This window comes from Duncaniella sp. (genome assembly GCF_029056165.1).
Lineage (GTDB): Bacteria > Bacteroidota > Bacteroidia > Bacteroidales > Muribaculaceae > Duncaniella.
The window spans coordinates 23303-30167 of record NZ_JAIDBW010000055.1 but is presented as its reverse complement, the minus strand read 5'-3'; the positions used below and the strand labels follow the sequence as shown (position 1 = coordinate 30167).

General features: G+C 55.9%; 5 protein-coding genes. 1 reads left to right on the top strand and 4 read right to left on the bottom strand.

Annotation, left to right across the window (positions count from 1 at the left end):
* Positions 1-380 precede the first annotated feature (380 nt).
* Positions 381-563, bottom strand: coding sequence for a hypothetical protein (locus tag K2G41_RS11585; RefSeq protein ID WP_300118383.1), 183 nt, complete (start codon positions 561-563; stop codon positions 381-383).
* A gap of 234 nt (positions 564-797) precedes the next feature.
* Here K2G41_RS11585 and K2G41_RS11580 point away from each other — a divergent pair, with 234 nt between their 5' ends.
* Positions 798-2249 carry an AAA family ATPase gene (locus tag K2G41_RS11580; RefSeq protein WP_300118380.1) on the top strand — a complete coding sequence of 484 codons (1452 nt, stop codon included), beginning with the start codon at positions 798-800 and terminating at the stop codon, positions 2247-2249.
* A gap of 408 nt (positions 2250-2657) precedes the next feature.
* Here K2G41_RS11580 and K2G41_RS11575 read toward each other — a convergent pair whose 3' ends face one another.
* The 3 genes from K2G41_RS11575 to K2G41_RS11565 form a co-directional block, all read right to left on the bottom strand.
* Positions 2658-4412 carry a chloride channel protein gene (locus tag K2G41_RS11575; RefSeq protein WP_300118416.1) on the bottom strand — a complete coding sequence of 585 codons (1755 nt, stop codon included), beginning with the start codon at positions 4410-4412 and terminating at the stop codon, positions 2658-2660.
* 126 nt (positions 4413-4538) lie between these two features.
* On the bottom strand, positions 4539-5933 hold the full coding sequence (locus K2G41_RS11570; protein WP_300118377.1) for a sugar transferase: 1395 nt from the start codon (positions 5931-5933) through the stop codon (positions 4539-4541).
* A 220-nt stretch (positions 5934-6153) separates the two neighbouring features.
* Positions 6154-6729 carry an L-threonylcarbamoyladenylate synthase gene (locus K2G41_RS11565; RefSeq protein ID WP_300118374.1) on the bottom strand — a complete coding sequence of 192 codons (576 nt, stop codon included), beginning with the start codon at positions 6727-6729 and terminating at the stop codon, positions 6154-6156.
* Between the last annotated feature and the right edge of the window lie 136 nt (positions 6730-6865).

Here is a 6865-nt window from a genome sequence, read left to right as displayed (position 1 = left end):
GTCTCAAATGGTTTGTAGGGACGCGGCGTGCCGCGTATGCCCGATGAACGTGCCGTTAATAAACACATCTGGAAATGAACTGTCTCAAAATCTCAATCTCAAAAATGACGCATCATGGGTGAGACAGTCTCATTGAGACCGCCATCCACGTGAGATTGAGATTTGAGACAATGGTAAAGCTTTACGCATAAATGCGAAGCGGTGATGCAATCATAGCCCCGCCACGACCGAGCAGTAATGCGAATCCGGGTAGTCACAGGCTAAACCGCGAAGCGGTGATGCAATCATAGCCCCGCCACGACCGAGCGGAGGCGATAAAAATTGACCGTAGGGAAATTTTTGTCAGCCGACAGCGAGGGAGGTGCGGGGTAATTGTCGTATCAGAAATTGAGGGCATCGAAGATGTCCAACAAATTCAATCCGACATAGTTATCGGAATTTTTCGTTTCCGGTAGGTTCGTTTCCGGCATTTTCATTTCCGGCACGTCCATTTCCGACATTTTCGTTTCCGGCATTTTCATTTCCGCACGTCCATCGGGCATTTTCATTTCCGGCACGTTCATTTGGCATACGCGGCACGCCGCGTCCCTACAAACCATTTGAGACAATTCATTTCCGGCACATGATGCGATCGGGTTTGAAATGTTACCTTTCGTTTTTCATTATCGCACCTTTTCGGGGGGAGCAGAGACGTAACTTTGCACTGCGGAGAGTAAAAAGAACCACCACAACCCTTCACCAACACACACTCTATCTTATTACTAACTCTCTCTATCCCTCTCCGCCCCGAACATATTATGACTGATGTACGCAAGAAAGCTAAACGCGTCGTCTCCCTCACTTCTAAAAGTGGGAAGAAACTTCCTGTTCCCCGCTCTCTGCGCGGAATTATGGCTGATGCAGCCGCAAACGCTCCGGTTGATTTAAACGCCGGCATAGAGGCCGAGCTCCAAGCCCTCAAACGGCTTGACTCTGCCAAGGATCTATCCACCGACGATCTGCCCGACCCGACGACCCCCACCAAGCGTGGCCGTAAGGCAAAGCCCGTCCCCACAGCTGACGCAGTGGCCACAGCCATGCCTAACGAGGCCGCATTGGAATCTGAACCGGCCACAGCCATGCCTGACGCTGTCGCATTGGAATGCGACCCTACGGATGACGCGACTGATGTCCGCAGGGGATCTGCACCTAAACTGATCGGCGCGATCATGGACGCTACTCTGCCGAAACCGTCGATCACACGTATGTGGAGCGGCACAAACTGGGCTGATTTCGCCTCGGCCACGATGGATCAGAAACAGCTGTGCGGTCCGCTGTGGTATGAGGGTGAGATCTGCATCCTCTTTGCCGATACCAACGTCGGCAAGTCGCTGCTGGCCGTGCAGATAGCCGATATGGTCTCCAACGGAAGCTACTGTGACACCTCGCTCCCGGAACTGAAGCCGGAGACGATGGCTCAACCGGTCGTCTATGCCGATTTCGAGCTGAGCATAGCCCAGTTTGGCCGCCGCTACTCCGCGCCTCACCCGGAGGACGAGACAAGGAAGGTGTATTACGATTTCAGCCCGCGCTTCAACCGCGTGGAACTCTATTACGACATGGATTCCACCGACGACACTAACGGAATTGCCTCAAAGGAGTTTGCCGACCAGCTCATAAGCGATCTCGAACTCCATCTCGACGCCTGCCGCAGCCGTGTGCTGATCATCGACAACATCACCTTCATGGCTTCGGGCACTGAGACTGCCGCCGATGCCATGCCGCTGATGAAACGGCTCGTAGCCCTGAAAAAGAAGCGCGGAATGAGCATATTGCTGCTCGCTCACACGCCCAAGCGTTCGCTCTGCAATCCGCTGACGCGCAATGACCTGCAGGGATCCAAAATGCTCATCAATTTTGCCGATTCGGCCTTTGCGATCGGCGAGAGCAACTGCGGCAAGGATGTGCGTTACATCAAGCAGATCAAGCAGCGTAACTGCGAGCAGGTCTATGACGGTGAGAATGTGCTCGTGTGTCAGCTCGGCAAGGTCTATGAGAATTTCATCGGTTTCCGCTCCATCGGGACGGGGCTGGAGGCAACCCATCTGGCCGAACGCCGCCCTGAAGGAGGACGCGCAGCCACCGTGCGCACTGACAAGATGCAGCAGGTACGCGAACTCAAACAGCAAGGCATGACAGCCGACCAGATCGCCTCTGAAATCGGCGTCAGCCGAGCCACCGCCTACCGAATGGTCAAGGAAGTGCAGTAAGTAGTAGGGAGTATAGAGTATAGAGGTTAAAGTATAGAGTATAGATAAATGGTTTGTAGGGACGCGGCGTGCCGCGTATGCCAGATGAACGTGCGAAATGAAAATGCCGGAAACGAACCGTCTCAAATGGTTTGTAGGGACGCGGCGTGCCGCGTATGCCCGATGAACATGCCGGAAATGGATATGCCGGAAATGAATACGCCGGAAACGACCCTGCCGGAAATAAACTGTCTCAAAATCTCAATCTCAAAAATGACGCGTCATGGGTGAGACAGTCTCATTGAGACCGCCATCCACGTGAGATTGAGATTTGAGACAATTCATTTCCGGCATGTCCATCGGGCATACGCGGCACGCCGCGTCCCTACAAACCATTCGTGTTCAATTACATCCGTGCCATCTAATCTGTCAATCTTCGGAATAGTGGCGGAGGACGCGGCGGTAGGAGTTGAAGATCTTGGATTTTGACACGAAGCCGACGTAGCGGCCATTTTCGACCACGGGGAGATTCCATGCGCCCGTATCGTCAAAGGCATTCATGACGCTTTCCATGCTCTGACTGACATCTATGACGGCCGGAGGGAGCGACATGAACTGATGGACATACATGCGCTTGTAGAGGTCGGGGCGGAACATGATGTTGCGTATCTCATCGAGGAGCACCACTCCGAGGAGCGATCCCTGCGCGTCGATGACGGGAAAAAGATTGCGCGAGGAACGCGAAATGGCATTGACCATCTCCTTGAGATTCATTCCGGGGTTGACGGACACGAAATCCGTCTCGATGACGTTGTCGATCTTCAGCAGCGTCAGCACAGCCTTGTCCTTATGGTGGGTGATGAGCTTGCCCTCGTGGGCGAGACGCATCGTGTAGATGCTGTAAGGCTCGAAGAACTTGATAGTGCCGTAGGATATGGCCGAGACTATGATCAGCGGTAGGAAAAGATCGTAGCCTCCGGTGAGCTCGGCGGTGAGGAAGATGCCCATCAGGGGCGCGTGCATCACGCCCGACATCACTCCGGCCATGCCCATGAGGGCGAAATTCTTGGTGGAGAGGTCGTAGCCGAACACCGTGTTTATGAAATAGGCGAAGAAGAAGCCCGCCATGCAACCGACGTAGAGCGAGGGGGCAAACGTGCCGCCGCAGCCTCCGCCGCCGTTGGTCGAGGCGGTGGCAAATGATTTCAGGAGCACGAGAGCGGCGATGAAGCCGAGAATCCACCACACGGAGTCGCGGTCCTTGTAGAAGATGGAGCTGTTGACGATCGATTCAGGGTCGCCTCCGAGCAGACCGGTGATCGAGGTGTAGCCCTCGCCGTAGAGCGGAGGGAAAAGGAACACGAGCAGAGCCACTATGCCACCGCCGACGAGCACCTTTTTCCACGGTGTCCCCAACCGGCGGAACACTCCCTCCATCATGTTCATCGAACGGGTGAAATAGAGCGACACGAAGCCGAGGAAGAGGCCGAGGAGTATGACGAAGGGGATGCGCCCGGTGACGAACGGCTCGCTCTGCACGAAGAAGAATTCGACGTCGTAGCCCGTGAACACGTAGGCCACCGTGGCCGCAGTGATGGACGAGATGAGGAGCGGCATGACGGAGACCGTCGTGAGGTCGAGCATCAGGACTTCAAGCGTGAAAAGCATACCGGCTATCGGGGCTTTGAAGATGCCGGCTATACCTGCCGCCGCGCCGCAGCCGACGAGGATCATGAGGATGCGGGGCGACATGCGGAACGCCCTTCCGAGATTCGACCCTATGGCCGCTCCGGTATAGACGATCGGGCCCTCCGCTCCGACCGATCCGCCGAAACCGATGGTGATGGAGCTGGCGATGACGGAGGTGTACATGTTGTGGCGTTTAAGCCTCGACTTGTTCTGCGATATGGCGTAGAGCACGCGGGTGACACCGTGGGAGATGTTATCGCGGACGACGTACTTCACGTAGAGCACCGTTAGGAAAATACCTATGAGCGGATAGATTAGATAGAGATAGCTTCCGCCGTCGATGTTGATGCTCGAAGTGAGCGTGGTGCTTATCAGATGGATCAGCGTCTTGAGCACGAGAGCCGCCACTCCGGCCACGATACCCACGACGAGCGCGAGGATGATGACGAAGGTCTTTTCCTTTATGTGGCGTTCGCGCCACACGAGCAGTGCCATGAAGGCATCGTTGCAGCGGTGACCGAAGTTATTGAGGACTGTGGTGGTAGTCATTGATATATCTTCCGTTGATAGTTGTCAGTTAATATGCACATCTCTATATTGATAGCGGGGAGGGATCAGCGGTCACTTCCCCTCTCCTCTCAGGATAGTCCGGACGGTGTAGAACACCACCTTCAGGTCAAGCGAGAGGGATATATTCTGAATGTAGAGCAGATCGTACTTCAGGCGCAGCAGCATATCGTCGATCGAGGAGGCATAGCCGAACTTCACCATGCCGAGCGACGTGAGTCCGGGACGCACCTGATGAAGCAGCGCGCTGTAAGGCGCACGTTCGCGCAACTGCGAGAGATAATATTCGCGCTCCGGACGGGGCCCGACGAGCGACATGTCGCCCCGGAGCACGTTCCAGAGATTGGGAAGCTCGTCGAGGCGATATTTACGCATGAAACGTCCGACAGGCGTGACGCGCGGATCATCGTCGGCCGACAGCGCAGGGCCATCCTTCTCGGCATCCACCGTCATGGTGCGCAGCTTGTAGATGCGGAACGGCTTGCGGTGGTAGCCCACACGCTCCTGCGAATAGAACACCGGCCCTTCCGATCCGGCCTTGACCATCACTCCGAGCACGGCTATGACCGGCGAGACAATCAGCAGCCCTGCAAGGGCGCAGCAGACATCGGCCGCACGCTTCATGGACATGATCGAATCGGGCAACGGTGAGCGCGAGACGTCCATCAGAGGCTCGGAGAGAAGATTGTCATACGTCACCTTGGAGACGAGCATGGTGTAATCGTCGGGCTTCACATAGATCGGACGGTCGAGGGGATATAGGCCGCCGAGGACACCGAGGAAGAGCGAAGCCCGCTCGGACGTAAGCGCGACAGCGAATGAATCGGCCTCCAGCCCTCCGAGCTGACGGCGGAGACGATCCGGAAACGGCTCATCACCGTCACCACCACCGCACTCCATACCGGCCGGCAGACGCACCACACCGCCAAGCTCCATGCCACTGCGGCGTATGGCCGACGCGATCTCGCCGACATCCGTAGCCTCATCCGTAATGACGGCCACGCGCTCCATGCCCTCCCTGCGGCGGCACGATATATAATAGGTGGTCAGGCAAAAGCGCGTGAGATAGACGGGTACGAACAGACAGCCGAAAAACACGAGCAGGATCTCATAGTTGAGCACCCGTCGGGGCAGCACATCGTTGAGCAGCACCACCATAAAGAAACACACCGACCCGACGGCCACACACGCTCCTGTCGATAGAAACTCTGTCATGCGTGACTTGACACGGACATTGGCATAATAGCCCGACAGGTAATAGATACCGAGCATGAAAAGCGGGAAGAGAGCCATGGTGAGCTTGAGTCCCGGAGTGAAGAAAAACCGCCATAAGCCCGAAAATCGTTCACGCAGGTCGGGGATAAACGCGAAGCGCACGACCGTAAAGACCATCACCCCGACAATGGTCGAGAGATAGTCAGCCACGACATACGCAATGCGCCTCTTCATTATAGTTCAGAATTTAGAGTTTTAAAAGTTCAGATAACTGTCGGGACGCGGCGTGGCGCGTATGCCCGATGACAATGCCGAATCCGGCTGTCTCAATCTCACCGGACAAAAATCTCACGCGTGAGACAGTCTCACCTCATCGCCTCAACCGTGAGACTGAGATTTTGAGACAGAGCCTTGATTCATAATGCAGGACCATACCGCTTGGCATGGGGGAAGCCTATTCCCTGATCACCCTCACCGAGCCGTCAGACTCAATCTTCACCACCCGCGAGGGCAACGAACGCGACTCATCGTCCCTGCGGGCCTCGACGACATAATCCACCGCATCGAGGATCTCCCGCGTGATCTCCTTAAACACCGCCGGAGCAGGCTCACCGCTTATGTTGGCCGAAGTCGAGACCAACGGACGGCCCAATCCCCGGCAGAGAGCCGAGGAGACAGCCTCACGCGTAAGACGCATCCCGACGCTTCCGTCATCGGCCAGCAGCTCCGGAGCGAGGGAGCGTCCGCCGGGATAGATCACCGTGGTCGGACGTCCGTCAGCAGCCTCCGCGGACATCCGCGAAGCCGTCTCACGATCCACTGACGTATGTGCCGCGAGCGAATCCACATCCGCCACGAGCGTGATCAGAGCCTTTGAATCGGCCCTGCGCTTCACCGCAAACACCCGGCGCACGGCAGCCGGATCAGTGGCATCACAGCCTATGCCCCACACCGTGTCGGTCGGATAAAGGATGAGACCACCCTCCCGGAGGACGGCCACAGCCTTGTCTATATCTTGTTCAGGTGTCATGTATGCTTGAAATGACTGGTTTTCCTACTGCAAATATAATTTATTTATTTCTAATTATCATCCTCGGACCTCAATTATCCTCCTGCGGACACTATTTTTTCAAACTCCGTCCCGACGCTTGATAAAAGTCACACGA

Excerpts from the sequence above, each read along its gene's own strand:
- K2G41_RS11585 (WP_300118383.1), bottom strand. The coding sequence starts at position 563 with ATGAACGTGCCGGAAATGAAAATGCCCGATGGACGTGCGGAAATGAAA.
- K2G41_RS11580 (WP_300118380.1), top strand. The coding sequence starts at position 798 with ATGACTGATGTACGCAAGAAAGCTAAACGCGTCGTCTCCCTCACTTCT.
- K2G41_RS11575 (WP_300118416.1), bottom strand. The coding sequence starts at position 4,412 with ATGGCACTGCTCGTGTGGCGCGAACGCCACATAAAGGAAAAGACCTTC.
- K2G41_RS11570 (WP_300118377.1), bottom strand. The coding sequence starts at position 5,933 with ATGAAGAGGCGCATTGCGTATGTCGTGGCTGACTATCTCTCGACCATT.
- K2G41_RS11565 (WP_300118374.1), bottom strand. The coding sequence starts at position 6,729 with ATGACACCTGAACAAGATATAGACAAGGCTGTGGCCGTCCTCCGGGAG.